This is a genomic window from Streptomyces sp. 8K308 (assembly GCF_004348315.1).
Lineage (GTDB): Bacteria > Actinomycetota > Actinomycetes > Streptomycetales > Streptomycetaceae > Streptomyces.
This window is the reverse complement of sequence record NZ_SMKC01000065.1, coordinates 1-26658: the sequence shown is the minus strand read 5'-3', so window position 1 is coordinate 26658 and position 26658 is coordinate 1. Positions and strand designations below refer to the sequence as shown.

Below are 26658 nucleotides of genomic sequence, written 5' to 3'. Positions count from 1 at the left end.
GCGGCACCGGGGGTGCGGGGGTGGCAGACCACGTGGTCGGCGTACATCTCCACGCGGTGGAACTGGCCTTCGTGGACGACGGTTTCGAGTTCACTCATCGATGACCCGGTCCTCCCGGTGCGCGCCGTAGTACTCCGTCTGGCGGGCCATCATCTCCCGCATCGACGTGCCGCGCGGCACCCCGTAGACGGTGCCGGGGAAGTCGAGGGTCCGCTGCGTCTCCCACCACTCCTCGGCCTGGTCGGGGGAGAAGAGCCGCGCCGGGTCGCCGGCGGCGATCCAGCCGATGGGGACGACGGTGCCGGGCGCGAACCGGGAGTTGACGTGCAGCACGCTGTTGATCCGCAGCTCGGAGCCGGCGCCGGCCACCGCTCCGGGGAAGACGGAGACGCCGGTTCGACGAACACCTCGTCCTCGACGGTCGCGCCGTTGGGGTGGGCGTGCGGCCCGACCTGCCGGGACTGATCGCCGCCGCGCTCGGCGCGGCCTTCGGGGAAGAGTTCGGCGACGACGTCGACTGACCGCCCGGCGCGGGCGTCAGCGTGGCGAGCCGGCCGCGTCGTACTCCTCGCGGGCGCGCTCGACGTGGTCGAGGTTGTCGGTGGCCCACTCGGCGAGGTGGGCGAAGAGCGGGGCGAGGCTGAGGCCGAGCTCGCTGATCTCGTACTCGACGCGCGGCGGCACCTCGGGGTGGTAGGTGCGCACGACCAGGCCGTCGCGCTCCAGCTGGCGCAGGCGCTGGGTGAGCACCTTGGGGGTGATGCCCGCGATGCGCCGCTCCAGCTCGACGAACCGCTGGCGGCCGAAGGCGTGGAGCGACCAGAGGATCGGCGTGGTCCACCGGCTGAAGACGATGTCCACGACCGGGGAGATCGGGCAGGCCAGCTCGGGGTCGGTCGTTCTTGACTCGGTCTGCACGGCGGACATCCCCTCTGAGATAGTCACTTTCCTGTAGGTACCTACTATATCGAGGCTGTTAGCGTCCCTCGTGTCGCGAGAAATCACAGGGAAGACGCGGGAGTCGAACATGATCGTGGTGACGGGAGCGACCGGCAACGTCGGCCGGTGGCTGGTCAGGACCCTGGCGGAGGCCGGGGAGTCGGTGACGGCCGTGGCGCGCGGGATCGCCGGGTTGGACGTGCCGGAGGGGGCGCGGGCGGTGCGGGCGGACCTGGCGAGTCCGGAGAGCCTGCGGCCCGCCCTCGACGGCGCCGAGGCGCTCTTCCTGCACGACGGCGGCGCGGGTGGCCCTGGCCTCGACCCGCACGCCGTCCTGGCAGTCGCCCGGGCGGCCGGCGTCCGGCGGGTGGTGCGGCTCTCCTCGCAGGGCGTGGTCAGCAGGCCGGACTCGCCCTCGCACGGCGGCACGATGCGGGCGGTCGAGGACGCCGTGCGCGACTCGGGCCTGGCCTGGACGATCCTGCGGCCCGGCGGCTTCGCCTCCAACGCCTTCGCCTGGGCGGAGTCGGTGCGCGCCGAGCGGACCGTCGCCGCGCCGTTCGGCGACGTCGGGCTGCCGGTGATCGACCCGGCGGACATCGCCGAGGTCGCGGCCCTGGCCCTACGCAAGGACGAACACGCGGGACAGGTCTACGAGTTGACCGGGCCGGCGACCGTCACGCCCCGGCAGCAGGCCGAGGCGATCGGCGCGGCCCTCGGCGAGCCGGTGCGGTTCGTGGAGCTGACCCGCGCGGAGGCGCACGCGCGGATGGCCACGTTCATGCCGGAGCCGGTGGTGGCGACCACGCTCTCCATCCTCGGCGAGCCCAACGCCGCCGAACTGCGGCTCAGCCCGGACGTCGAGCGGGTCCTCGGCCGCGCGCCCCGCTCCTTCGCCGAGTGGGCCGAACGCAACATCGGGGCCTTCCGCTAGAATTCGCCCATTCGCCTTCGGCGTTCCGTGACACGGGGCGGCCGAAGGCTTTTTTCATGGCTTCTTCCTTCAAGACTTCTTCGATCAACGACCAACCCACGGCGGCCGGTTACCGGGCGCTGCTGCGTGACCGCGAGTTCGCGGGACTCTTCCTCGGCTTCACCCTGACCGTCGCGGCGAGCACCCTCTCCGGCTTCGCGCTCGGCACCCTCGTCGACGACCGGACCGGCTCCCCGTTCCTCACCGCCGTCAGCATGTACGGTGCCACGTTCGCCACCGTGCTCGGCGCCCTGACGCTGATGTCGGTGGCGGACGGCCGGCACCCGCGCCGCACGCTGGTCGCGCTGCACCTGCTCTCGCTGGCCGGGATGGCGGCGCAGGCCGTGCCGGGGCTGCCGCTCGGCGCGCGGTTCTGCCTGCTGCTGACGCTCGGCTTCTTCCAGTCCCTCGGCACCGGCACCCGGATGGGCCTGCTGGCCGAGATCGTGCCCGACTCCGGCTACGCGCTGGCCCGTTCGCTGGTCAACGTCACCTCGGGCGGGGTGATGATCCTCGGCTACGCGGTGGGCGCGCTGCTGCTGCGCCGGCTGAGCCCGCACGGCGTGTTCGTGGTCGCGGCGGCGCTGACCGGCCTCGCGCTGCTCGTGGTGGCGGCCACCGTCCGCGAGCACTCGATCAGGATCACCCGGCGCCCCGGGCCGCGCGCGACCTGGCGCGCCAACGTCGAGCTGTTCTCGCACCCCGGGCGGCGAGCGCTGCTGCTGAACCTGTGGGTGCCCAACGGCCTCGTGGTCGGCTGCGAGGCGCTGTTCATCGCCTACGCCGCGGAGCGGGCCGGCGTGCTGCTCGCCGCCTCCTCGGCGGGGATGCTGCTCGGCGACCTGGCGGTGGGGCGGCTGTTCACCGCCGAGCTGCGGTGGCGGCTCGCGCTCCCCATGCGGCTGCTGCTCGCCGCCCCCTTCCTGCTCTTCGCCCTCCACCCGCCGCTGTGGCTGCTGGCCGGCGGGGTGTTCGCGGCCGGCGCCGGGTTCTCCGCCTCCCTCGCGCTCCAGGAACGGCTGCTCGCGCTGACGCCCGAGGCGGTGCGCGGGCAGACTCAGGGCGTGGAGTCGGCCGGCCGGCTCACCTGCCAGGGCCTCGGCGCGGCCCTTGCCGGCGGCGTGGCCCAGTGGTCGGGACCGGGACCCGCGATGGCCGCCCTGGCCACGGCCTCGATCGCCGTCACCCTGGTCTCGCGCCCGTGGGTGAGGCGGGCCGGCCGCGGGTAGCGCTCCGCGCCTGGTCCGCCGGGTGTGCCCGGTCCCGCGACGGCCGCGCCGGCGGCTGCGTCTATCGCCCTCGCCTCCCGCCCCTGGGCGAGCCAGGCCGGACGCGGGTAGCGCGTGGACCGGTTTGGGGCAGCGATCGTGGCGCCGCCGGTGCCGGCGCCCGGTCGGGGCACGTGGCGTCACGTGCGGCGGTTCCGCCGGGCGCACGGTCATGCGGCGCTCGATCGGCGGCTACGCCGCCCGCAGGTCGCGCTGCATCAGGATGGTGTCAAGCCAGCGGCCGTGCTTGACGCCCACGGCGGTCAGCCGGCCGGCGTCGGTGAAGCCGTACCTGCGGTGCAGCGCCGGGGAGGCCGCGTTGTCCCCGGCGTCGGCGATCACGGCGATCAGCTGCCGGACGCCGGCCTCGGCGCAGGCGGCGAGCAGGGCCTCGAGGAGCCGGCTGCCGAGGCCCTTGCCGGTGTGGTCAGGGGCGAGGTAGATCGAGTTCTCCGCGGTGTGCCGGTAGGCGTGCTGGGCGCGCCAGGGGCTGGCGTAGGCGAAGCCGGCGACCTCGCCGCCTGGCGCCTCGGCGACCAGGAAGGGGAGGCCGCGCGCCGTGAGGTCGCCGAGCTTGCGCTCCCAGTCGGCGGTGGTCGGCGGGGTCTCCATGAAGGTCACGACGGTGTTGGTGACGTAGTGCGTGAAGATCGCGGCGATGGCCTCCAGGTCGGCGGCGCGTGCCGGCCTGATGTCGCGTGAGTCGTGCATTCCCGCACTGTAGGAAAACGCGCTTGACGCGCGCCGGGCGGGGGCACCGGCGGCCGGCGGCGGGTGATTATTGGGTACACTGTACGAAGTTTGGATCCAGGCTTCCGTCACCCAAGGGGGAATCGCGTGTCCGCAGAGCAGCTGTCGCAGTCCAGCGCCTTCGGGGCCCAGCAGACCGAGGCCGACGGGCACACGGTCATCCAGGTTCGCGGCGCCCGCGAGAACAACCTGCGGAACGTCTCGGTCGACATCCCCAAGCGCCGGCTGACCGTGTTCACCGGCGTCTCGGGCTCCGGCAAGTCCTCGCTCGTCTTCGGCACCATCGCCGCCGAGTCGCAGCGGCTGATCAACGAGACCTACACGGCGTTCCTCCAGTCCCTCATGCCGAGCCAGGCCAGGCCCGACGTGGACGGGCTGCACAACCTCAGCGCCGCCATCGTCGTCGACCAGGAGCGGATGGGCGCCAACTCCCGCTCCACCGTGGGCACCGCCACCGACGCCTACACCATGCTGCGGATCGTCTTCAGCCGGCTCGGCACCCCGCACGTCGGCACCGCCACCCACTTCAGCTTCAACAGCCCCGAGGGCATGTGCCCCGACTGCGAGGGCCTCGGCCAGGTCACCGACATGGACGTCGACCAGCTCGTCGACCGCGACCTCTCGCTCAAGGAGGGCGCCATCACCGTGCCCAACTTCCAGGTGGACTCCTGGTACTGGCAGGTGATGGCGGGCTCCGGCCTCTACGACCCGGACAAGAAGCTGCGCGACTTCACCGAGACGGAGTGGCAGGACCTCCTGTACAAGGCGCCCACCAAGCTCAGGGTCGGCACCAGCAACATCAGTTACGAGGGCCTGGTGGTCAAGATCAGGCGGCTGTGGCTCGGCAAGGACCGCGAGAGCATGCAGCCGCACATCCGCGCCTTCGTCGACCGGGCCGTCGTCTTCACCGACTGCCCGGCCTGCGGCGGCAGCCGGCTCAGCCAGGACGCGCTGTCCTCCCGGATCGCCGGCCGCAACATCGCCGAGTGCTCGGCCATGCAGATCAGCGACCTCGCCGAGTTCGTGCGCGGCATATCCGATCCCTCGGTCGCGCCGCTGCTCGCCAGCCTCGGCCAACTCCTCGAGTCCCTCGTCGAGATCGGCCTCGGCTACCTCTCCCTCGACCGGCCGTCGGCCACCCTCTCCGGCGGCGAGGCGCAGCGCGTCAAGATGGTCCGCCACCTCGGCTCCTCGCTCACCGACGTCACCTACGTCTTCGACGAACCGACCACCGGCCTGCACCCGCACGACATCCAGCGGATGAACGACCTGCTGCTGCGGCTGCGGAACAAGGGCAACACGGTGCTGGTGGTCGAGCACAAGCCCGAGGTCATCGCCATCGCCGACCACGTCGTCGACCTCGGCCCGGGCGCGGGCGAACACGGCGGGACGATCTGCTACACCGGCGACGTCGCCGGGCTCGCCGCATCGGACACGCTCACCGGCCGCCACCTCGGGCACCGGGCCGCGCTGCGCACCAAGGTCCGCACCCCGGCCGGCCACATCGGCATCAAGGGCGCCGACCTGCACAACCTCAAGGGCGTCGACGTGGACGTGCCACTCGGCGTGCTCACCGTCGTCACCGGGGTCGCCGGCTCCGGCAAGAGCTCGCTGATCCACGGCTACCTGGCCAGTCGGGACGGGGTCGCCGTCGCCGACCAGTCCCCGATCCGTGGCTCACGGCGGAGCAACCCGGCCACCTACTCGGGGTTGTTGGGGCCGATCAGGAACGCTTTCGCCAAGGCCAACGGCGTCAAGCCGGCGCTGTTCAGCGCCAATTCGGCCGGGGCCTGCCCCAACTGCGCGGGCATCGGCCTCGTCTACACCGACCTGGCGATGATGGCGGGGGTGGCGTCCGTCTGCGAGCGGTGTGAGGGCCGGCGCTTCACCCCCGAGGTGCTGGCGTACACGCTGCGCGGCCGAAACATCCACCAGGTGCTCGAGATGTCGGTCACCGAGGCGCACGCGTTCTTCACCGAGGGCCAACCCCGGGCCATCCTGGGCCGGATGGTCGACGTGGGGCTCGGCTACCTGCGGCTCGGCCAGCCGCTCAACACCCTCTCGGGCGGCGAGCGGCAACGCCTCAAGCTGGCCATCCAGATGGCCGAGCGGTCCAGCGTCTACGTACTCGACGAGCCGACCACGGGGCTGCACATGGCCGATGTCGACAAGCTGCTCGCGCTGCTCGACCGGCTGGTGGACGACGGCAACACGGTCGTCGTCATCGAGCACCACCTGGCCGTGATGGCCCACGCCGACTGGATCATCGACCTCGGTCCCGGTGGCGGCCACGACGGCGGCCAGATCGTCTTCACCGGCACGCCGGACGAACTCGTCGCCAATGGCGAGACCCTGACCGGGCGTCACCTCCGCGAGTACGTGACCGGCCTGCCGGCCTACCGGTCCGAAGGGCGTTAGGCCGTCGGGCACTTCGCGTGTGGGAGCCGGTGGCACGCGAGGGCCGGCCCCGCAGCCGCACGGCCCTGCGGGGCTGAGGTCCGCCCGACCGGTGGGGGCGTGCTCACGCGGCCCCGGCCCGCGGGCCCGAGCGTGGCGCCCGACCCGGCCGGGCCCGGTGCCTGCCGGCTCCGAACGGATCGGCCGGCCGTGGTGTCAGGCCGCCGGGGCCGGCCCGCCGCGGGCCCGGGCGGCCTCCACCGGCTTCTCGTGCCGGCGGTGGGCGCGCGGCCTGCCGGGCGTCGCGCGGCAAAGCCGGCGCCGGGGTACGCGTCAGTGCTTGCCGGCGCCTGCCGGCTCCTCGTGGCGGGGGTCCGCCGCCGCGGAGCGGGCGCCGTAGGCGCGGGCCGCCACCGACGGTTCGGCGGCGGCGTGGTCATCCCGCGGCTCCGCGCCGGCGCCGCGCGTTGGCGGGCGAGGTCGGGCTCTCCGCGCCGGTCTCGCGGTCCGCGGCGGACCCGGCCACGGAATCGTCGGGCCTGGCCCGCTTGCGTGATGGCGGCTCCTGCCCAGGCGCTGCGGCGCCTTGGGCACGGTCGTCGGCGCCCGCGCCGTCCGGGGCCGTCCGCTCGCGCGCCGGCGTGCGGCCTTGGCCGGCGGGCTCGGCGCGGCCGGTGCCCGTGCGTGGGCGCCCGCGCCGGGCTCGGGTCCGCCGGTTCAGGGTGTGCCGGTGTGCGCCGCGTCGTCCTGGCCGTGGCCCGGGTGGCGCTTGGCGGGCTCAGAGCCAGGCGGCTTGCGGGGCAGACCACGGGCCGAGGGACGCGGGGCGGTCCGCACCCCGCGACCCTTCGAGCCGGCAGGCCGGCAGGCCCGCTACGCGGCAGGCCGGCAGGCCCGCTACGCGGCGGGCCGCCAGGCCGAAGCCGTCTCGCGGGCGTAGTCGGCGAAGTCGCGGGCCGGGCGGCCGAGTACCTCGGCGACATCGCCGGTGACGGCGGCGTTGCGGCCGTCGAGCACCTCGCGGAAGAGCTCGGCGAGCATGCCGGCCTCCTCGGGGGAGAGACCGACCTCGGCCGTCAGGTGCGCGGCGTAGGCCTCCGGCGCGACCTCGCGGTAGCGGATCTCGCGGCCGGCGGCCTTGCTCAGCTCCGCCGCCGACTCGGCCAGGGTCAGCGCGCGGGCGCTGGTCAGCTCCAGGATCCGCCCGTCGAGGCCGGCCCGGGTCAGGGCCGCCGCCGCGACCTCCGCGATGTCGTCGGCGTCGACGAAGGCCTCCACCGTGTCGGGCGCCGCCGGCAGCAGCACCTCGTCGCGCTCGCGCACCCCGGTGACCGGGAACTCCTCGCTGAAGTTCTGGCAGAACCAGCTCGCCCGCAGGATCGTCCAGCCGGTGCCGGCCTCCCGTACCGCCCGCTCGGCGGGTTCGGCCGCCGGCAGGCCGCGCGCCGAGAGCAGCACCAGGCGCTCGACCCCGGCGCGGGTCGCCCGCTCGGCGAGGGCGCCGAGCACCTCGGCGGCCCAGGGCACGGTGATGTCGGGGTAGTAGGCGAGGTAGGCGGCGCGGACGCCGGTCAGCACCGGCTCCCAGGTGGCGCGGTCGGTCCAGTCGAACGGCGGGGCGCCGGCGCGGGAGCCGACCCGCGCCCCGGGCAGCAGGCGGGCGACGCGGCGGCCGGTCTTGCCGGTGCCGCCGAGGATCAGGACGTCGTTGTTCTCCATGATGGGCTCGGTCATAGGTCCATCCCACCGGGCCCCGCGGCCGGCGGACATCGTTCAACGGCTCGCCCGCATAAGCGGCCGTCTCACCCGTCTAGGCTGGTCACATGGACGCACTGGGCAGCCTGCTGGCGGGGCCGCGCGCCCGCGGCGCCTTCCTGATGCGGGTGCTGCTCGACCCGCCGTGGGGCGTGCTGGTGCGCGACCGGGCGCCGCTGACCGTGGTGTGCGTGACGCGCGGGTTCACCTGGCTGGTGCCCGAGGGCGGCGAGCCGGTCCGGCTGGGGCGCGGCGACCTCGCCGTGCTCGGCGGCGCCGCGAGCTATCTGGTGGCGGACGATCCGGCCACCGCGCCGCAGGCGTTCATCGAGCCCGGCGGGTGCGGGGTCAGCCCCACCGGCGAGGACCTGTGCGACGCCCTCGACCGGGGCGTGCGCACGTGGGGTTCCGGCGGCGAGGGCGCGACCGAACTGCTGGTCGGCACCTACCAGTTGCCCGGCGAGGTCACCGGCCGGCTGCTGCGGGCGCTGCCGCCGGTGGCGGTGGTGCGGGAGGCCGAGTGGGACTGCCCGCTGATGCCGGTCCTCGCCGCCGAGATCGTGCGCGACGAGCCCGGGCAGGAGGTGGTGCTCGACCGGGTGCTCGACCTGCTGGTGATCTCCGCGCTGCGCGCCTGGTTCGCCCGACCGGAGGCCGAGGCGCCCGCCTGGTACCGGGCGTACGGTGATCCCGTGGTGGGGAAGGCGCTGCGCCTGATGCACGACCACCCGGCGCACCCGTGGACCGTGGCCTCGCTCGCCGCCCGCGCCGGGGCGTCGCGGGCCGCCCTCGGCCGTCGGTTCACGGCGCTGGTGGGGGAGCCGCCCATGGCCCATCTCACCGCCCTGCGGCTCGACATGGCGGCCGAGCTGTTGCGCGCGGCGGACGCCACCGTGGAGTCGGTGGCGCGGCGGGTGGGGTACGGCAGCGCGTTCGCGCTCAGCACCGCGTTCAAGCGCGAGCGCGGGATCAGCCCGAGCCAGCTCCGTGACGGGGTGTGACGGTCGTCGAAGGCGGCCGATCATCCGCCGACCATCTGCCGATCCTCCGGCGATTTACGCGGGGATTCGCCAGGGATTCGCCGGCGCCGTGACCGAACTCGGGAATCCTTCTGCTGGGCAGCACGAGCACGCCAGATATAGTCGGCTGGATCTCGGACGCTGTCTCTGACAGGAAATTGAACATAATGGCGACCATCGCACTTTCCCCTGCGGCCCCGGGGGCGCGGATCGTTTCCCTCGGGCATTATCTCCCGGCCACCGTCCTCACCTCCGAGGAAGTCGCGTCCAGGCTCACCGTGGACGCCGAATGGATCGTGTCAAGAACCGGCATCAGGGAGCGCCGCGTCGCGGACAAGGGCGAGACCGTCGTGGACCTGGCGACCGCGGCCGCCCGGCACGCGCTGGCGAAGCTGCCGAGCGGCACCGTCGACACGGTGCTCGTGGCCACCTCGACGCCCGACTCCACGATGCCGAGCGTCGCGACCCGGGTCGCCGGCCGGCTCGGCCTCCCAGAGCCCGCCGCGTTCGACGTCAACGCCGCCTGCGCCGGCTTCTGTTACGCACTGGCCACTGCCGACTCGCTGATCCGCACCGGGGCCAGCCGGGGCGCCCTGGTCATCGGCGCGGACAAGGCGAGCGCCTTCCTCGACTGGGCCGACCGCGACACCGCCGTGCTGTTCGCGGACGGCGCCGGCGCCGCCCTGCTCCAGCCGGCAGAACGGCCGGCCATCGGCCCGGTGTTGTGGGGGTCGGCCGGCGAGCGCAGCGAGCTGATCATGATCGACGCGGCCGACGGCGTGCTCCGGCAGAACGGTCCCGCGGTCTACCGCTGGGCCAGCGGGCTCGGCCCGATGGCGCGCCGGATCTGCGACCGGGCGGGCATCGCGCCTGACCAGCTCGCGGCCTTCATCCCCCACCAGGCGAACCTGCGCATCATCAACGCGCTCGCGGCCCATCTCAAGCTGGGCGAGGAGAACTACGTGGCCACCGATGTCGTCGACACCGGAAACACGATGGCGGCCACCATTCCGTTGGCGTTGTCTCGCATGAGTGAAAAGCGTCCCGTCGCCGATGACGAAGGTGTACTGCTTTTCGGATTCGGCGCCGGCCTCGCCTATGCCGGTCAGATCATCACACTGAATGGACTGGCTCGCGGCTGAAAGAGTAGAGGCGGAACTCGTCCCGCATGTGACCGCGCCGCCGGCCGTTACGCGGGGTGGCGCTCACGCCGGGTGTCGTATACGACGACCGGCTCCGGGCTGGCCGTCACCGAGGTCAGCAGCACCACCGAGTCGTCAAGCGCCCGCAGCCCGTGCCGGGTCTGCGGGATCTTCATCAGCTGGCCGGAGCGCAACTCCACGTCGCCCTCGGCGGCGATGAGCCGCACCCGGCCGCGCAGCACCTGGAGGCTGGCCGCGGGCGGGGCGGCGTGCTCCTCGAGCTCCGCCCCGGCGGTCAGCGCGATCACGCTCTGCCGCAGCGGCCCGTCACGCAGGAACAGGTGGGCGCTGCGGCCGTGCTCAGCGGCGTGCGCCAGGGCCAGATGGCGCTCGGTCAGCTCGGTGAGGTCGTCCATGCCTCCATGCTGCCGGGCGGCACGCTCCCCGCAACTCCAGGCGCCGCTCAACCCGCCGCTCAACCCGCCGCCGAGTGGACGGTGAGCAACCGGGTGGCCATTGGTGACGCCGGAGCAACACAGCCGCAACGGAACGGGCTCACGCTGGCGGCATGAGCAGCACCCGCACCCAGCCGACCCTGGTCGCCGTCGCCCATGGCTCCCCCGACCCCCGCGCCGAACAGGCCGTGCGCGCCCTGATCCGGCGCGTCCGCGCGCTGCGCCCCGGGCTGCGCGTCGAACTCGGCCACCTGGAGAACGACCGGCCGCTGCTTGCCGACACCCTGGCCAGGCTGCGCGGCCGGGCCGTGCTCGTGCCGCTGCTGTTCAGCCGGGGCTACCACGTCAAGCACGACATCCCGTCCGTGCTCGCCGACGCCTCCCACCTGCGCACCCGCACCGCGGCCACGCTCGGCCCGCACCCGCTGCTCGCCGAGGCCCTGCACAGCCGGCTCGTCGAGGCCGGCTACCGCCGCGGCACCCCCGTGGTGCTGGCCGCGGCAGGCTCCAACGACCCCGAGTCGAGCGCCGGCACCGAGTACACCGCGCAGATGCTCGCCACCCGCCTCGGCGGGGTTCCCGTGCTGCCCGGGTACGCCTCCGCCGCCCGGCCCACCGTCCCCGAGGCGGTGGCGAGGCTGCGCGAGGCCGGGCACCGCGAGATCGCCGTGGCCTCCTGCTTCGTCGCGCCCGGCCTCTTCGCCACCCGCTGCGCCGAGGCCGCGCCCGGCGTGGTCGCCGCGCCGCTCGGCAACCACCCCGCGCTGGCCAGGCTGCTGCTGCACCGCTACGACCGCGCCGTCGGCGTCCCGAGGACGGCGGCCGGCCTGCCGGGCGGCGCACGCCACGCCAGCCTCGCCTTCGCGCCCTGACCCGTCGGCCAGGCCCCGCCGGCGGGGGACCCCGCACCGCCGCACGCCGCGGAGCGGCACACCGACGGCCGCACGCCGCGCTCGCCGATCCACCGTGAACCGCCGGCCAGGCCCGGAGGGCCTAAGGTCGGAGGCATGCACCACGCGAGTGGATACGCGGCCGCCGACGCCGAACGGTACGACCCGGAGCCCGACAAGCGCCCGGGCCGCACCGCATTCCAGCGCGACCGGGCCCGCGTCCAGCACTCGGCCGCGCTGCGCCGGCTCGCGGGCAAGACGCAGGTCGTCACCCCGGACGCCGCCGACCGCCGCCACCTGTGGGACACGGCCCCGCGCACCCGGCTCACCCACTCCCTGGAGTGCGCCCAGATCGGCCGGGACCTCGGCGCCGCCTTCGGCTGCGACCCCGACATCGTGGAGGCCGCCTGCCTGGCCCACGACCTCGGCCACCCGCCGTTCGGCCACAACGGCGAGCGCGCCCTCGACGTCATCGCCGCCTCCGCCGGCGGCTTCGAGGCCAACGCCCAGTCGCTGCGGCTGCTGACCAGGCTCGAACCCAAACGGTTGCGGGAGAAGGACGGCCACCCGCTCGGCCTCAACCTCACCCGCGCCACCCTGGACGCCGCCACCAAGTACCCCTGGCCGCGCGGCGCCCACCCCACCAGGCCCGACTCGCCCAAGTACGGCGTCTACGCGGACGACCTGCCCGTCTTCGACTGGCTCAGGCACGGCGCCGCGCCCGACGGCGCCCGCTGCTTCGAGGCCCAGGTCATGGACTGGTCGGACGACGTCGCCTACTCCGTGCACGACGTCGAGGACGGGCTGCACGCCGGCCACCTCGACCCCGCGCTGCTGCTGGCCGATGCCGAGCGCCGCGAGGTGTTCGCCGTCGCCGCCGCCCGCTACGCGCCGGACGGCACGGCCGAGGACGAGTTCGCCGCCGCCCTCGACCGGCTGCTCGCCCAGGAGTGGTGGCCGCACGGCTACGACGGCAGCGCCCGCGCCCTGGCCCGGCTCAAGGACGCCACCAGCCAGCTGATCGGTAGGTTCTGCCTGGCCGCCGAGCACGCCACCCGCGAGCGGTTCGGCCCCGGGCCGCTGCGCCGCTACGCCGCCGAGCTCGTCGTCCCGCCCGCCACCCGCCTCGAGTGCGCGGTGCTCAAGGCCGTCGCCGACGTCCACGTGATGCAGCGCCCCGACCAGGAGCGGCTGCGGGGCCGGCAGCGCGAGCTGCTCGCCGAGCTCGGCGAGGCCCTGCTCGCCCGCGCCCCCGAGGGGCTCGACCCGCAGTACCGGGCGCTGTTCGCCGCCGCCGGCGACGACCGGGAGCGGCTGCGGGTGGTGGTGGACCAGATCGCCGCGCTCACCGACGCCGCCGCGCGCTCCCTCCACGCGCGGCTCACGCCCGGGGGACGCTCCCCCGTGTGATGCGAGGCGCCCCGGGCGGGTACGGCCCTCTTTTCGTCGCCGCCCTTTTGCGGGGCCCCCTGGTCGGGGCAGTCTCCTGGGGAATCCGCCCCCGGATCGCGCGGGGAGCGGCAGGCAGACGCTCGGGAGGCGTTGCGTGGACGGAGCACACCGGACGTTTCTGATCATCGGCGGCGGCCTCGCCGGGGCCAAGGCGGCCCAGACGCTGCGGGAGGAGGGGTTCTCCGGGCGGGTGATACTGATCGGCGACGAGCACGAGCACCCCTACGAGCGGCCCCCGCTCTCCAAGGACTACCTCGTCGGCCGCGCCGAGCGGGACAGCGTCTACGTGCACGAGCCCTCCTGGTACGCGCACCACCGGGTCGAGCTGCACCTCGGGCAGCCCGCCGTCGCCATCGACCGCCAGGCCCGCGAGGTGCGGCTCGGCGACGGCACCCGGCTGTCCTACGACGCGCTGCTGCTGGCCACCGGTGCCGAACCGCGGCGGCTCGACGTCCCGGGCACCGACCTGGCCGGGGTGCACCACCTGCGCCGGCTGGCGCACGCCGACCACCTGCGCGGCGTGTTGACCGGCGGCCCCTCGGGGGGCGACGCGGGCCTGGTGATCGCCGGCGCCGGCTGGATCGGCCTCGAGGTCGCCGCCGCCGCGCGGAGCCTCGGCGTGCCGGTCACCGTCGTCGAGCCGGAGCCCACCCCCCTGCACCGCGTGCTCGGCCCCGAGCTCGGCCGGTTCTTCACCGACCTGCACCTCGAGCACGGCGTCCGGTTCGTCTTCGGCTCCCAGCTGGTGGAGATCACCGGCCGGGACGGCATGGTCGCCTCGGTGCGCACCGACGACGGCCGCGAGCTGCCGGCCCGCGCCGTGCTCGCCGCGATCGGCGCCGCGCCCCGCACCGCCCTGGCCGAGGCCGCCGGCCTGGCGCTCGTCGACCGGGCCGAGGGCGGCGGCATCGCCGTGGACACCGCGCTGCGCACCAGCGACCCGCTGATCTTCGCCGCGGGCGACGTGGCCTCGGTCGCCCTGCCCGGCGGAGCCGGCGACCGGCGCCGGGTGGAGCACTGGGCCAACGCGCTCAACTCGGGCCCGGCCGCGGCCCGCGCCATGCTGGGCCAGCAGGTCTCCTACGACCGGGTGCCGTACTTCTTCACCGACCAGTACGACGTCGGCCTCGAGTACTCGGGCTGGGCACCGCCCGGCGACTACGACCAGGTCGTGTACCGCGGGGACGTGGACAAGCGCGCCTTCCTCGCCTTCTGGCTGCGCGAGGGCCGGGTGCTCGCCGGCATGAACGTGAACATCTGGGACGTCACCGACCCCATCCAGCGCCTGGTCAGGTCGCCCGAGCCGGTGGACGCCGAGGCGCTCGCCGACTCCGAGACGCCGCTGACCTCGCTCCTCGGCGAGAGAGTCCCCGATGAGCTAGCCTGAAAAAGAACGCTTATAGGGTAAATCGGGTGAAAGGTGATGAGCGGCGGCGCTCCGGACAGAGGCGGAAGGAGCCGGGTGCGGGCGAACACCCCGGGAAAGCAGACCGTGACCTCCCTGATCAGGGCGGCCACGGCCGCGCCCTCCCTGCACAACGCCCAGCCCTGGCGCTTCCGCTACCTCAGTGGGAGCGGCGTGGTGCAGGTCCGCGCCGCCCTCGACCACGCCCTGCCGCACTCCGACCCGCATGGGCGCGCGCTGCACATGGGCTGCGGCGCCGCCCTGCTCAACCTCCGCGTCGCCGCCGCCCACGCCGCCCTCGACGCCGACACCGCCCTGCTGCCCGACCGCTACGACCCCCGCCTGCTCGCCACCGTCACGCTGCGGCCCGGCGCCGGCGGCCGGGAAGGTCCTGAGTCCGGGCTCGGCGAGCTCTACGACGTCATACACCGCCGCCGCACCAGCCGGCTCCCCTTCGGCGGCCAGCGCGTCCCCGACCCCGTCCGTGCCCACCTGCGGGACGCCGCCCGACGCGAGGGCGCCCAGCTGCACTTCCCCTCGTCCTGGCACACCGAGACCGTGCTCGACCTGATCCACGACGCCGAGGGCCGTGACCTCGCCGACCCCGGCCGCTCCGCCGAGCTCTCCGAGTGGACCGAGACCCCGCCGGGGCACGACTTCACCGGCCGCCCCGTCCCCGCCGAGCTCCACGACACCACCGCCACCGAGTACGAGGAGTCCCCGCAGCTCGCCCTGCTCGGCACCGCGGAGGACCGGCCGAGCGACTGGATCAGGGCCGGCCAGGCCCTGGAGCGGGTGCTGCTGCTCGCCACCCGAGAGGGGCTCTCCACCGCGCTCAGCTCCGAGGCCGTCGAGTGGTCCGACCTGCGCTGGACCGTCCGCGACCCGCTGTCCTCGATGGGCCAGGTGCACGTCGTGCTGCGCCTCGGCTACGGCCCGCCGGTGCCCGCCACCCCGCGCCGCCCGGTCTCCCAGGTGCTCCACATCGACTGACATATCGGGCGACTTCGGGTCATCGGGGGTAGGTTCTCCCTATGGCCAAACAGACCGTGGCTGAGCAGTACGTCGACATCCTGGTCCGCTCCGGTGTGCGCCGGCTCTACGGCGTCGTCGGCGACAGCCTCAACCCCGTGGTGGACGCCGTCCGCCGCAACTCCGCCATCGAGTGGATCCAGGTCAGACACGAGGAGGCCGCCGCCTTCGCGGCCGGTGCCGAGGCCCAGGTCACCGGCCGGCTCGCCGCCTGCGCCGGATCCTGCGGCCCGGGCAACCTCCACCTCATCAACGGCCTCTACGACGCGCACCGCTCGATGGCCCCGGTGCTCGCGCTCGCCTCCCACATCCCCAGCTCCGAGATCGGCACCGGCTACTTCCAGGAGACCCACCCCGACCAGCTGTTCCGCGAGTGCAGCCACTACTGCGAGCTGATCTCCAACCGCCGCCAGATGCCGCGCGTCCTCCAGACCGCCGTCCAGCACGCCATCGGCCGCGGCGGCGTCAGCGTCGTCGCGCTGCCCGGTGACATCGCCGCGGAACAGGTGCCGGAGCGCGCCGAGGAACACGCCCTGGTCACCAGCCGCCCGGCCGTCCGCCCCTCGGACGAGCAGATCGACGCGCTCGCCAGGATGGTGGACCAGGCCCGCCGCGTCACCCTCTTCTGCGGCAGCGGCACGGCCGGCGCGCACGCCGAAGTGATGCGCTTCGCCGAGCGCGTTAAGTCGCCCATCGGCCACGCGCTGCGCGGCAAGGAGTTCATCCAGTACGACAATCCGTACGACGTCGGCATGAGCGGGCTGCTCGGCTACGGCGCCGCCTACGACGCCACCCACGAGTGCGACCTGCTGATCCTGCTCGGCACCGACTTCCCGTACAACGCCTTCCTCCCCGACGACGTGCGGATCGCCCAGGTCGACGTGCGCCCCGAGCACCTGGGCCGCCGCTCCACGCTCGACCTCGCCGTCTGGGGCGACGTCAAGGAGACCCTGGACTGCCTCACCCCGCGGGTGAAGGAGAAGAAGGACCGCCGCTTCCTCGACCGGATGCTGCGCAGGCACGCGGAGGCGCTGGAGGGCGTCGTGCGGGCCTACACCCGCAAGGTCGAGAAGCACGTGCCGATCCACCCCGAGTACGTGGCCTCCGTGCTCGACGAGGAGGCCGCCGACGACGCGGTGTTCACCGTCGACACCGGCATGTGCAACGTCTGGGCCGCCCGCTACCTCACCCCCAACGGCCGCCGCCGGGTGATCGGCTCCTTCAGCCACGGCTCGATGGCCAACGCCCTGCCCCAGGCCATCGGCGCCCAGTTCACCGACCGCCGCCGGCAGGTCGTCTCCATGTCGGGCGACGGCGGATTCGCCATGCTGATGGGCGACTTCCTCACCCTGGTCCAGTACGACCTGCCGGTGAAGGTGGTCCTCTTCAACAACTCCTCGCTCGGCATGGTCGAGCTGGAGATGATGGTGTCCGGGCTGCCGGCCTACGGCACCACCAACCGCAACCCCGACTTCGCCGCCATCGCCAACGCCGCCGGCGCCCACGGCATCCGCGTCGAGAAGCCCAAGGAGGTGCGCGGCGCGCTGCGCGACGCGTTCCGCCACCGCGGCCCGGCCCTGGTCGACGTCGTCACCGACCCCAACGCGCTGTCCATCCCGCCCAAGATCAAGGCCGAGATGGTCACCGGCTTCGCCCTCTCCGCCAGCCGCATGGTGCTGGCCGGCGGCGTCGGCCGGATGACGCAGCTGGCCCGCTCCAACCTCCGCAACATTCCGCGCCCGTAGGCGCGGTTACCCGCCGCGGACGGTGCGGCGGAGCCGCGCGAGGCGCTCGCGCAGGGCGCGTTCCCCGCCGTGCCGCGTGGGGCGGTAGTAGTCCCTCCCCACCAGCGCGTCCGGCGGGTACTGCTGCTCCAGGACTCCGTCCGGGGTGCGGTGGGGGTAGCGGTAGCCGACCGCGTTGCCCAGCTTCTCGGCGCCCGCGTAGCGGCCGTACCGCAGATGGGCGGGCACGGCACCGACGGCACCGGCGCGGACGTCGGCCATGGCCTCGTCGATCCCGACGATGATCGCGTTCGACTTCGGCGCCGTGGCCAGGTGCACGGTGGCCTGCGCCAGGGCGAGACGGGCCTCTGGCATCCCGATCAGCTCGACGGTCTGGGCCGCGGCGACGGCGGCCTGCAGCGCGGTGGGATCGGCGAGGCCGACGTCCTCACTGGCGTGCGCCAGCAGCCGCCGCGCGATGAACCGCGGGTCCTCCCCGGCCACCAGCATGCGGGCCAGGTAGTGCAGCGCGGCATCGGGGTCCGAGCCGCGGATCGACTTGATGAACGCGCTGATGACGTCGTAGTGCTGGTCGCCCTGCCGGTCGTAGCGCACGGTGGCCTCGGTGACCGCCCGCTCCACGGCCGGCACGTCGATCACCGAGCCGCCCGTGTCCGCCATCCCGTCAGCGCTCGCCTCCAGCGCGGTCAGCGCACGGCGGGCATCCCCGGCGGCGAGGCGCGCCAGCGCGTCCTCGGCCTCGGCCGACAGCGAGACCGAGCCGCCGAGGCCGCGCCGATCCATCACCGCCCGGCGCAGCAGCCCGCGGACCTCGTCCTCGGTCAGCGACCTGAGCCGCAACACCAGCGACCGCGAAAGCAGCGGCGAGACCACCGAGAACGACGGGTTCTCCGTCGTGGCCGCCACCAGCAGCACGAGCCGGTCCTCGACGGCGCCGAGCAGCGCGTCCTGCTGCGTCCTGGAGAAGCGGTGCACCTCGTCGACGAACAGCACGGTCTCCTGGTCGTGTCGGGCGCGGCGACGGCGCGCGTCGTTGATGACCTCGCGCAGCTCCCTGACGCCGCTTGACAGCGCCGAGAGGGCCACGAAGTGCCGGGGCCCGCCGGTGGCGAGCAGCCGCGCGATCGTGGTCTTCCCGGTGCCCGGCGGGCCGTGGAGCACCACCGACGCCGCCGCCCCGCCCTCCAACAGCCGCCGCAGCGGCGCACCTGGACCCAGCAGGTGCGCCTGGCCGACGACCTCGTCGAGCGTGCGCGGCCGCATCCGCACCGCCAACGGCGCGGTGGCCCGCACCCGCTCCGGAGGCGGAGGGGCGGACGCGGGCAACGTGAACAGCCCCTCCACCTCGGCGGTCATCCCGCCACCGCGATCGAACTCGGAACCACTCATCGTGACCCTCACGGGCTTGTCATCGGACGGACAACGGGAACACACGCTCCCGCAGGCGGAGGCGGCGAGGTCGCGTCACGCGACGGCGGTTGCCTCGAGTTCGACCATCAGGGTGGGGATGGCCAGTCGGGTCACGCCGAGCATGGTGGTGGTCGGTGCGACCCCGGCGGCGCCCAGCCGTGATGCCAGTACGCCGTAGTGGTGGAAGAGCAGGTCGACGTCGGTGGTGTAGACGTTGAGCCGGACGAGGTTGGCCAGGGACATGTCGGCGTTGTCGAGGACGGCCTCCAGGTTGTCGAGGCTCAGCGTCAGCTGTGCCGCCATGTCGTCGGCGTGCTGGGGCTGACCGTCGCCGCTCATCGCGGTCTGCCCGGCGCAGTAGAGGGTCCGGGTGTGCCCGGAGACGACCTCGCCCTGGTGGTAGCCCAGCTCCACCGACCACGGCCAGGGGTTGACCGCCGTTCGCTCCACGGTCACATCAGCTCCATTCGTCTCGTCTCTGACGTCGTGGTGGAAGCCTCCCAGGGAATACACGACATCCTGTGTCACGTATTCCGGTAGGGTTTTCGGGTGCGCGCCGACCGGTTGGTATCGCTGGTGCTGCTGCTGCGGCAGCACGGTCGGCTGTCCGCGACCGCGCTGGCCCGCGAGCTCGAGGTCTCCACCCGCACCGTGCTGCGGGACATCGAGGCGCTGTCCGCGGCCGGCGTCCCGGTCTACGCCGAGCGCGGCAGGCACGGCGGGTTCGCGCTGCTGCCCGGATTCCAGACCGAGCTCACCGGACTGAACCACGACGAGGCACTCGCCCTGCTGGTCGCCGGATCCCGGCGCGGCGCGCAGGTGTTCGGCCTGGGCGCGGCGCTCGCCTCGGCCATGCGCAAGGTGGTCGACGCGCTGCCCGAGAGCTACCGGGCCACCGCGGCCGGCGCCGCCCAGCGGCTGCTCATCGACCCGGAGACCGACCTCCTGTCGCGTCGACAGGATGCCGAGGAGGTGCCCGACGCCATCGTGGCCGAGGTCCGGCGCGCGGTGTTCGCCGGACACAAGCTGCGCATCCACTACGCGGCCGTGGACCGGACCCCGACCTGGCGCACGGTGGACCCGATCGGCCTCGTCACCGTGCGCGACCAGGGCTACCTGCTGGCCACGCGGTCTGGCGCGGACCGCACCTACCGGCTGTCCCGGATCCTGGCCGCCGAGGAGCTCGACGAGCCGGCACAGCGGCCGGACCGGGTCGATCTGGGCCGCGCCTGGCAGGAACGCGGCACCCGGTTCCGGGCCGGCGGCGACCAGGTCACCGTGCTGGCGCGGGTGGCCCCGGCGCGGCGTGAGGAGCTGGTGGGCACCGCGCTGGCCGTCCTCGCCGAGGAGGCCGACGCGGACGGCTGGCTGCGGCTCGAGGTGACCTTCCAGGACGCGAGGCACGCCGAATGGGCGCTGTGGCAGCTCTCCACGAACGCGGAGGCCCTCGCCCCGCAGTGGTTGCGCGACGCCCTGTGCGACCGCGCCGCCGCGATCGCCACCCGCTACGGAGCGTCCCCCTGACGGCGGTCGCCTTCCGCGGGCCGCCGCCCGCGTCCGGCTGTCCGCGGCCGGTCGTAGACTTCTGGCGTGGCGGGCAGGATCAACGACGAGGACGTGAAGGCGGTCAGGGACGCGGTCCCGATCGACGCCGTGGTCTCCGAGTACCTTCAGCTGCGCCCCGCCGGCGGGGGGAACCTGAAGGGCCTCTGCCCCTTCCACGACGAGAAGTCGCCCTCGTTCCAGGTCAGTCCGAGCAAGGGCCTGTTCCACTGCTTCGGCTGCCAGGAGGGCGGCGACACGCTCACCTTCGTCATGAAGATCGAGCACCTGTCGTTCGCCGAGTCCGTCGAGCGGCTCGCCGCCCAGGCCGGCATCACCCTCCGCTACGAGCAGGGCGGATACGGCCTCGGTCGCCAGCAGGGCGAGCGCACCAGGCTAATCGAGGCGCACCGGGTCGCCGCCCAGTACTACGCGGAGCAACTGGCCTCGCCCGAGGCCGAGATCGGCCGTCGCTTCCTCGGCGAGCGCGGCTTCGACCAGGCCGCCGCCCAGCACTTCGGCGTCGGCTACGCCCCGGCCGGCTGGGACCACGTGGTCCGCTTCCTGCGCGGGCGCGGCTTCACCGACAAGGAGCTGATCCAGTCCGGCATCGCTCAGGACGGCAGGCGAGGCCCGATCGACCGCTTCCGCGGCCGGCTGATCTGGCCCATCAGGGACATCACCGGCGAGGTGATCGGCTTCGGCGCCCGCCGGCTCCGCGACGACGACAACGGCCCCAAGTACCTGAACACGCCTGAGACCCCGATCTACCGCAAGTCCCAGGTGCTCTACGGCGTCGACCTGGCCAAGCGGGACATCGCCAAGAGCAACCGGGCGGTCGTCGTCGAGGGGTACACGGACGTGATGGCCTGCCACCTGGCCGGCGTCACCACCGCCATCGCCACCTGCGGCACCGCCTTCGGCGGCGAGCACGTCAAGATCCTCCGCCGGGTCCTGCTGGACAACTCGGACGCGCACAGCGCCGGCGAGGTCGTCTTCACCTTCGACGGGGACGCGGCCGGGCAGAAGGCCGCGCTGCGCGCCTTCGAGGACGACCAGAAGTTCGCGGCCCGCACCTCGATCGCCGTCTCGCCGGACAACATGGACCCCTGCGAGCTGCGGCTCGCCAAGGGCGACGAGGCCGTGCGCGAGCTGATCGAGTCCGGCACGCCGCTCTTCGAGTTCGCCATGCGCTCCATCGCGGCCCGGCACAACCTGGAGACGGTGGAGGGCCGGTCGGCCGCCCTGGAGCACGCGGCCCCGCTGATCGCGCAGATCAAGGACCCGTCCATCCGACACGACTACGGGGTGCGGCTCGCCGGCATCGTGGGCAACCCGGACGAGCGGTTCGTGATCCGCCGCATCGGCCAGCTGGCCCGCTGGGGCCGCGAGCGGCAGCGCGCCGGCGCGGCGGCCGGGCCCCAGCCCTCCGCCGCGCCGACGCCGGCGCCGACCCCGGCGCCTCCCGCCCAGCGCGGCGGCCCCCCGCTCAACCTGCGTAGTCCGGCGTACGTCCAGGAGCGCGAGCTGCTGAAGTTCGCCATCCAGTTCCCCGAGCTGGTCGCCCCGACCTTCGACGCCTACGGCGTGGACGAGTTCACCGCGCCGCCCTACGCGCTGATCCGGAGCCTGATCGCCGAGGCCGGCGGCGTCACCGCCGCCGACGACGGCTATCTGGAGCGACTGCGCGACGCCGCGCCCGACGACACCGTCCGCGTCATGATCAACGAGCTGGCCGTCGAATCCGTGGTCGCGTCCCGCCGGCAGCGGGAGCTCGACCGCCTCGCCGGCCACTACCTCGTCGAGGTGCGGCTCGCGGCCGTCAACCGCCGCATCCAGGACCTGGAGTCGAGCGCCAGGCGCGCAGAGGCCCAGTCCGGCAACGCACAGGCGGCCGCCGACATCCGCCAGGAGCTGTGGACGCTCGTCCAATACCGAACCGCCCTCCGCGAACGCGGCACCGCCGCGCTCTGACTCCCCGCCACGCCGCGCCTCGCGCGAGCCGCGCTCGCCGAACCGCCGGGTGCTCCCGCACTGACCGTTGCTGGCCGGGCTGTCGGTGGCGCTCCGCGCCGGCCGTCGGCGGCCGTGCCAGGCCGCTGGCGGCGCCTCGCGCGAGCCGCGCTCGCCGAACCGCCGGAGGCGGCCCGTACCAACTGCCGCCCGCCGCCGAACGGCCAAACCGCCGGAGGCAAGTGGCAAGTGGCAAAAAAGGGCACGCACGACCCTCGTGGACGGAGTGTGCCGTACCGCACACTGGGGGCGGTGCCGCTCCGTCGTTCCGTCTGTTCGTGTTCTCCCCGTGCTCTTCCCGTGTTTCCCCCGCGTGTTCTCCTCGTGCCGCGATCACTGGAGGTCGCCCTGTGCAGACCCAGACGCTCATCAGCGCGGCCCCGGCCGCCGTCTCCGACCCCGGGGCCCCGCCGCTGACGCGCCAGCGGCTCGACGCCGGCGGCGTGACCGCAGGCACGGGTGACCTCTTCCGCCAGTACCTGCGCGAGATAGGCCGGATACCGCTGCTCACCGCGGCCGACGAGGTCGAGCTCGCCCGCCGGATCGAGGCCGGCCTGTTCGCCGAGGAGCGGCTGGAGTCCGGCGTCGACCTCGACGACCAGCTCGCGCTCGACCTCGACCGCCTCATCGTGCGCGGCCGGTTGGCCAAGCGGCAGCTCATCGAGGCCAACCTGCGCCTGGTGGTCTCCGTCGCCAAGCGCTACATCGGGCGCGGCCTCACCATGCTCGACCTGGTGCAGGAGGGCAACCTCGGCCTGATCAGGGCGGTCGAGAAGTTCGACTACGCGCGGGGATTCAAGTTCTCCACCTACGCGACCTGGTGGATCAGACAGGCCATGTCCCGCGCTATCGCCGACCAGGCCCGCACCATCCGGGTGCCGGTGCACGTCGTGGAGCTGATCAACCGCGTCATCAGGGCACAGCGGCGGATCCTCCAGGAGCGCGGCCGGGAGCCGCGTCCCGAGGAGGTCGCGGTGCTGCTCGGCCTCACCCCGGCCCGGGTCAGCGAGATCCTGCGGCTGGCCCAGGACCCGGTCTCGCTCCAGGCACCGGTCGGCGACGAGGACGACGTCAACCTGGGCGACCTGATCGAGGACGCCGACGTGCCGTCGCCCGCCGAGTCCGCCGCCTTCCTGCTGCTGCGCGAGCAGTTGGAGGCCGTGCTCTCCACGCTCGGCGACCGGGAGCGGCGGGTCGTGGAGCTGCGCTACGGGCTGCTCGACGGCCGGCCGCGCACCCTGGAGGAGATCGGCCGGCTGTTCGGCGTCACCAGGGAGCGCATCCGGCAGATCGAGCACAAGACGCTGAGCAAGCTCCGCGACCACGCCTACGCCGAACAGCTGCGCGGCTATCTGGACTGACCTGCCGTGCTGCCGGCCGGCTCGCTCGCGGGGGCGGGGACCGCGGGCCTGGTCGCCGCCGGCGGGCGCGGTCGCGCCCAACGCTCCATCGCCGGCCGCTCCACGAAGCGGTACAGGGCCCAGGTGGCGGCCAGCGTCAGGGCGGCCATCAGCAGCACGTAGCCGAAGGCGACCGGGGTCGCGTAGGCCGCGCCGGGGCCGGTGACCAGCTGCGTCACATACATGATCACCACGTAGTGGCTCAGGTAGCAGGCGTAGGTGCGCTCCCCGGCCGCCACCATCCGGTCGCCGCTCAGCCAGCTCCCGTCCCCCCGCAGGTCCCGGTGGGCGAGGGCGGCCACCACCAGCGCCACCGGTCCCGCCGAGAGCGGCCCGAAGGTGAAGACCGCCGGCATCTGGAGAGTCAGCGCGATCGTCAGGAACGGCAGCGCGACGACGTACCGCAGCCGCGGCGGCCGCCAGCCCTCGGCGATCAGGCGGGCCAGCAGCATCCCCAGCAGGAACTCGGGCAGCCGGGAGACCGGGAAGACGTACGCCAACCAGTACTGCTCCAGGGAGATCTGCGGCATGCCCGCGACCGGCGCGGGCGCCGGCAGCAGCCACTGCGCCACGCAGGGCACGCTCGCCGCCGCGGCCACCATCGCCAGCGCCCAGGCGCCGAGCCTGGCCGCCGGGATGCGCCGCACCCACCTGATCAGCACCGGGAACAGCAGGTAGAACAGCACCTCGCAGGCCATCGACCAGGTCACCGGGTTGGCGGCGACGATGAAGTCGCTGCTCGGCACCCAGACGTGCACCAGGAACAGGTTGGCGAGCACCGCCTCGGGATGCCACGGGCCGTCCCCGACGGTCAGCTGGGCGCCCACCCCGCAGGCCGCCACCAGGACGGCCGCCGGCGCCAGGCACAGCAGATGGTTGGGCACCACCCGCACCAGGCGCCGCCGCCAGAACCGGCGGGCCGGCTCGCCCGGCTTTGCAGTCCAGGTCATCACGAAGCCGCTGAGCAGGAAGAACAGCGTCACGGCCACCGTGCCGGTGGAGGCCAGCTCGCCGAAGAAACGTTGTAGCTGGGGGTCGGCGAACAGCCTGGGCGCATCGAGCGCGTGGGCCGCGAAGACGGCGACGCAGGCCAGGAACCGCACGCCGGTCAGCGACGGCAGGCGCCGGGGCAGACCCGGCGGACGTGTGGAACGGACGACGGCCATCGAGACGACCCCTCTTGCGCTCACGCCCCGCGGCGCCGCGGGGCCGGACGGTGCGACCTTCTTCAAGGAGAACCGCCGAGCCGGGCGCCGGGCACCCTAAACCACCCCAACGAGCGGTACCGGTGCGACACCGGAGGCGAGGGTGGATCGAGGTCAGTCGAACGCGCCCGGGTGCGTCTCGTCGCGCACCGCCGCGTACTGCTGACGCACCGTCGCGCCCACCGGCGTCTCGTCGCCGGGATCGAGCGTCTCGCCGGCGGCCGACGGCCAGGCCGGCGGCTCGTCGGCGGTGAGCGTGCCCTGTTCGACGCCCTGGGCCCAGGCGGCCTGGCGGGCCGCGCCGAGCGCCGTGTAGTCGGCCGGCTCCGGGATCACGACCGTGGCGTCGAGCAGCGCCGGGGCCAGCGCCCTGACCGCCGGCAACTCCGCCGCCTGACCGAGCAGGAAGACCCGCTCGATCACCACCCCACGCCGGCGCAGCACGCCGCCGGCGTCGGCGAGGCCGCACAGCATGCCCTCGAACGCCGCCCGCGCCAGGTGCTCCGGCTTCATGCTCTCCCGCCGCAGACCGGTCAACGTCCCTGAGGCGTGCGGGAGTTCGGGGGTGCGCTCGCCGGCCAGGTAGGGCAGGAGCACGAGGCCGTGCGCGCCCGGCGTGGAGCGGAGCGCGAGCTCGGAGAGCCCCGGCAGGTCGACGCCGAGCAGTTCGGCGGTGCCGCGCAGCACCCGGGTGGCGTTGAGGGTGCGCACCACCGGCAGGTGCCGGCCCGTGGCGTCGGCGTAGGAGGTGATGGTGCCGCCGGCGTCGGTGAGCGCCTCGTCGTGGACGGCGCACACGGACCCCGAGGCGCCGAGCGAGACGACGGCGTCGCCCGGGCCGACGCCGAGGCCGAAGGCGGCGGCCTGGGTCTCGCCGGTGCCGGCGGAGATCAGCAGTCCCTCTGGGGTGCGCCCGGCCGGCTCGGCCGGGCCGAGGACGTCGGGCAGCTCCACGGGGTGGCCGATCGCCAGCTCGGCCAGCTCGTGGCGCCAGGACTCGGAGACCGCCGACCAGTAGCCGGTGCCCGAGGCGCAGCCCCGGTCGGTGGTCCTGCGCTCCGGCCGGCCGAGCAGCTGCCAGACCAGCCAGTCCTGGGCCTGGAGCACGGCGACGGCCCGCCGCGCCGCCTCCGGCTCGGCGCGCCCGAGCCAGCGCAACTGCGTGACGGGGTGCGCGGGCTGGGGGACCGCGCCGACCGCCTCGGCCCACGCGGCGCGCCCGCCGAGCGCGTCCACCAGGCCGAGCGCCGCGGCGCGCGCCCCCTCGTTGCCGCCGGTGAGCGCGGGGCGCACCGGCTGCCCTTCGGCGTCCAACGCGACGACGCCGAGCGGCTGCGCGGTCACCCCGATCGCCGTGACGTCCTCGAGCACCCCGCCGTCGGCGGCCTCGCCGAGCGACAACAGCCAGGTGCCGGGGGTCGGTTCGTCATCCGGATGGGGGGCCTGCCCCTGCCGGACGATCCGTCCGGTCTCCGGGTCACAGACGACGATGCGGGTGTGGGTGGATGAGCTGTCGAGGCCGGCGACTATTCCCATGAGGCCAGATGATGCCCTATCCGTCCCGTTGGGCGGTTCATATGGCCATTCCGGTGACGATCTCCGGTCACTTCCGAGCGGGCGGTCGCCCCGGGCCCGTCCTTACTCGGCCTCGTCGGCCGGGGCGGTGAGCAGCAACTCGACGCCCTCCAGGCGCAGCGCCTCACAGGCGGCGGGGGAGAGGCCGTCGTCGGTGACGACCGCGTCGAACTCGCGGATCCGACCCACGCACGACGCGCTTGGCGTAGACCACCGGGTCACGGGCGGCATCGCCGCCCGTCAGGCCCCTGCGGTCGTGTCGGCCTGCGGCCGTGCCGCGCCCACCCACCC

23 protein-coding genes are annotated in these 26658 nt (G+C 74.0%); 13 read left to right on the top strand and 10 right to left on the bottom strand.

Going from position 1 to position 26658, the window contains the following annotated elements:
- Window positions 1-90: 90 nt before the first annotated feature.
- Window positions 91-369: a hypothetical protein gene (locus E1265_RS12640; RefSeq protein WP_243740728.1), complete on the bottom strand. Its 279-nt coding sequence runs from the start codon at window positions 367-369 to the stop codon at window positions 91-93.
- Window positions 370-537: 168 nt separating this feature from the next.
- Window positions 538-927 (bottom strand): helix-turn-helix domain-containing protein, encoded by a 390-nt coding sequence (locus tag E1265_RS12635; RefSeq protein WP_132930396.1) that lies wholly within the window; start codon window positions 925-927, stop codon window positions 538-540.
- A gap of 100 nt (window positions 928-1027) precedes the next feature.
- Between E1265_RS12635 and E1265_RS12630 the strand changes: the two genes are divergently transcribed.
- Both E1265_RS12630 and E1265_RS12625 read left to right on the top strand, forming a co-directional pair.
- On the top strand, window positions 1028-1873 hold the full coding sequence (locus E1265_RS12630) for an NAD(P)H-binding protein (protein ID WP_132930392.1): 846 nt from the start codon (window positions 1028-1030) through the stop codon (window positions 1871-1873).
- Between the two features lie 56 nt (window positions 1874-1929).
- Window positions 1930-3141: an MFS transporter gene (locus E1265_RS12625; RefSeq protein WP_132930391.1), complete on the top strand. Its 1212-nt coding sequence runs from the start codon at window positions 1930-1932 to the stop codon at window positions 3139-3141.
- Between the two features lie 231 nt (window positions 3142-3372).
- On the opposite strand, the gene E1265_RS12620 is transcribed toward E1265_RS12625, so the two are convergent.
- Window positions 3373-3891, bottom strand: a complete 519-nt coding sequence (locus E1265_RS12620) for a GNAT family N-acetyltransferase (RefSeq protein WP_132930390.1) — start codon at window positions 3889-3891, stop codon at window positions 3373-3375.
- Window positions 3892-4017: 126 nt separating this feature from the next.
- Here E1265_RS12620 and E1265_RS12615 point away from each other — a divergent pair, with 126 nt between their 5' ends.
- Complete coding sequence (locus E1265_RS12615; protein WP_243740727.1) at window positions 4018-6348, top strand: excinuclease ABC subunit UvrA; 2331 nt, start codon at window positions 4018-4020, stop codon at window positions 6346-6348.
- A gap of 876 nt (window positions 6349-7224) precedes the next feature.
- Here the strand turns inward: E1265_RS12615 and E1265_RS12610 are convergent.
- Window positions 7225-8061, bottom strand: coding sequence for an NmrA family NAD(P)-binding protein (locus E1265_RS12610; protein WP_243740726.1), 837 nt, complete (start codon window positions 8059-8061; stop codon window positions 7225-7227).
- 89 nt (window positions 8062-8150) lie between these two features.
- Between E1265_RS12610 and E1265_RS12605 the strand changes: the two genes are divergently transcribed.
- Both E1265_RS12605 and E1265_RS12600 read left to right on the top strand, forming a co-directional pair.
- Entirely contained in the window at window positions 8151-9083 is a 933-nt protein-coding gene (locus tag E1265_RS12605) for an AraC family transcriptional regulator (protein ID WP_132930389.1), read from the top strand.
- 185 nt (window positions 9084-9268) lie between these two features.
- Window positions 9269-10243 (top strand): beta-ketoacyl-ACP synthase 3, encoded by a 975-nt coding sequence (locus tag E1265_RS12600; protein ID WP_132930388.1) that lies wholly within the window; start codon window positions 9269-9271, stop codon window positions 10241-10243.
- Between the two features lie 47 nt (window positions 10244-10290).
- On the opposite strand, the gene E1265_RS12595 is transcribed toward E1265_RS12600, so the two are convergent.
- Window positions 10291-10659, bottom strand: coding sequence for a cupin (locus E1265_RS12595; RefSeq protein WP_132930387.1), 369 nt, complete (start codon window positions 10657-10659; stop codon window positions 10291-10293).
- 152 nt (window positions 10660-10811) lie between these two features.
- Between E1265_RS12595 and E1265_RS12590 the strand changes: the two genes are divergently transcribed.
- The 5 genes from E1265_RS12590 to E1265_RS12570 all read left to right on the top strand — a co-directional run bounded on the left by E1265_RS12590 (window position 10812) and on the right by E1265_RS12570 (window position 17222).
- Window positions 10812-11570: a sirohydrochlorin chelatase gene (locus E1265_RS12590; protein ID WP_132930386.1), complete on the top strand. Its 759-nt coding sequence runs from the start codon at window positions 10812-10814 to the stop codon at window positions 11568-11570.
- 135 nt (window positions 11571-11705) lie between these two features.
- The gene (locus E1265_RS12585; RefSeq protein ID WP_132930385.1) at window positions 11706-12998 is read left to right on the top strand and encodes a deoxyguanosinetriphosphate triphosphohydrolase; all 1293 of its coding nucleotides are present in this window, start codon (window positions 11706-11708) and stop codon (window positions 12996-12998) included.
- A 136-nt stretch (window positions 12999-13134) separates the two neighbouring features.
- The gene (locus E1265_RS12580; protein WP_132930384.1) at window positions 13135-14427 is read left to right on the top strand and encodes an FAD-dependent oxidoreductase; all 1293 of its coding nucleotides are present in this window, start codon (window positions 13135-13137) and stop codon (window positions 14425-14427) included.
- A gap of 75 nt (window positions 14428-14502) precedes the next feature.
- Window positions 14503-15438, top strand: coding sequence for a nitroreductase family protein (locus E1265_RS12575; RefSeq protein ID WP_243740725.1), 936 nt, complete (start codon window positions 14503-14505; stop codon window positions 15436-15438).
- Between the two features lie 41 nt (window positions 15439-15479).
- Window positions 15480-17222 carry a pyruvate dehydrogenase gene (locus E1265_RS12570; RefSeq protein ID WP_132930382.1) on the top strand — a complete coding sequence of 581 codons (1743 nt, stop codon included), beginning with the start codon at window positions 15480-15482 and terminating at the stop codon, window positions 17220-17222.
- 6 nt (window positions 17223-17228) lie between these two features.
- Here E1265_RS12570 and E1265_RS12565 read toward each other — a convergent pair whose 3' ends face one another.
- Both E1265_RS12565 and E1265_RS12560 read right to left on the bottom strand, forming a co-directional pair.
- Entirely contained in the window at window positions 17229-18578 is a 1350-nt protein-coding gene (locus tag E1265_RS12565) for a replication-associated recombination protein A (protein WP_132930381.1), read from the bottom strand.
- A gap of 108 nt (window positions 18579-18686) precedes the next feature.
- On the bottom strand, window positions 18687-19082 hold the full coding sequence (locus E1265_RS12560; protein ID WP_132930393.1) for a RidA family protein: 396 nt from the start codon (window positions 19080-19082) through the stop codon (window positions 18687-18689).
- Window positions 19083-19181: 99 nt separating this feature from the next.
- Between E1265_RS12560 and E1265_RS12555 the strand changes: the two genes are divergently transcribed.
- The 3 genes from E1265_RS12555 (at window position 19182) to E1265_RS12545 (ending at window position 23548) form a co-directional block, all read left to right on the top strand.
- The gene (locus E1265_RS12555; protein WP_132930380.1) at window positions 19182-20156 is read left to right on the top strand and encodes a WYL domain-containing protein; all 975 of its coding nucleotides are present in this window, start codon (window positions 19182-19184) and stop codon (window positions 20154-20156) included.
- Between the two features lie 66 nt (window positions 20157-20222).
- Window positions 20223-22148, top strand: coding sequence for a DNA primase (gene dnaG / locus E1265_RS12550; protein WP_132930379.1), 1926 nt, complete (start codon window positions 20223-20225; stop codon window positions 22146-22148).
- Between the two features lie 452 nt (window positions 22149-22600).
- Entirely contained in the window at window positions 22601-23548 is a 948-nt protein-coding gene (locus E1265_RS12545) for an RNA polymerase sigma factor (RefSeq protein WP_243740729.1), read from the top strand.
- Here E1265_RS12545 and E1265_RS12540 read toward each other — a convergent pair.
- The 3 genes from E1265_RS12540 to E1265_RS40275 all read right to left on the bottom strand — a co-directional run bounded on the left by E1265_RS12540 (window position 23536) and on the right by E1265_RS40275 (window position 26556).
- Entirely contained in the window at window positions 23536-24753 is a 1218-nt protein-coding gene (locus E1265_RS12540) for an acyltransferase (RefSeq protein WP_132930378.1), read from the bottom strand. The genes E1265_RS12545 and E1265_RS12540 overlap by 13 nt on opposite strands.
- Before the next feature lie 153 nt (window positions 24754-24906).
- Window positions 24907-26328, bottom strand: coding sequence for an FGGY family carbohydrate kinase (locus E1265_RS12535; protein ID WP_132930377.1), 1422 nt, complete (start codon window positions 26326-26328; stop codon window positions 24907-24909).
- A gap of 102 nt (window positions 26329-26430) precedes the next feature.
- Window positions 26431-26556: a hypothetical protein gene (locus tag E1265_RS40275; RefSeq protein WP_279571423.1), complete on the bottom strand. Its 126-nt coding sequence runs from the start codon at window positions 26554-26556 to the stop codon at window positions 26431-26433.
- Window positions 26557-26658: the final 102 nt, after the last annotated feature.